The organism is Xanthomonas albilineans, from assembly GCF_002939705.1.
Lineage (GTDB): Bacteria > Pseudomonadota > Gammaproteobacteria > Xanthomonadales > Xanthomonadaceae > Xanthomonas_A > Xanthomonas_A albilineans.
This window is the reverse complement of the sequence record NZ_MDCB01000121.1, coordinates 1-329: the sequence shown is the minus strand read 5'-3', so window position 1 is coordinate 329 and position 329 is coordinate 1. Positions and strand designations below refer to the sequence as shown.

General features: G+C 61.1%; 1 pseudogene. It reads right to left on the bottom strand.

Going from position 1 to position 329, the window contains the following annotated elements:
• Positions 1–329: pseudogene (locus tag XalbCFBP2523_RS16725) on the bottom strand (type IV secretory system conjugative DNA transfer family protein); the annotation flags it as partial.

Below are 329 nucleotides of genomic sequence, written 5' to 3'. Positions count from 1 at the left end.
GCCGTTTCGATGGCGGAGGTGAAGGTTTCCGGCGCCAGGCCGACCAGGTTGTTCAGGCCGGTCCGCGCCTGCGAGCCGAGGGTGGGCTGCTGGAGCAGTTCAGCCAAGTACTGTTGCAGCGACTGACCGGGTTTGAGGTGAGCGCCGGCGAGCAGACGATAGACGCTGCCCAATGTGGGCAACTTGACTTCTTCCTTGTGATCATCCCCGCCTGCCTGGGTAACATACTCATCGAACAGGTATTCGCAGGCAGCGATGAACGTCTTTCTCGCGATGGCCGGCCAGAACGGATTGTCGCCACTGATGTCCTTGTACAGCGTGGCGGCGAT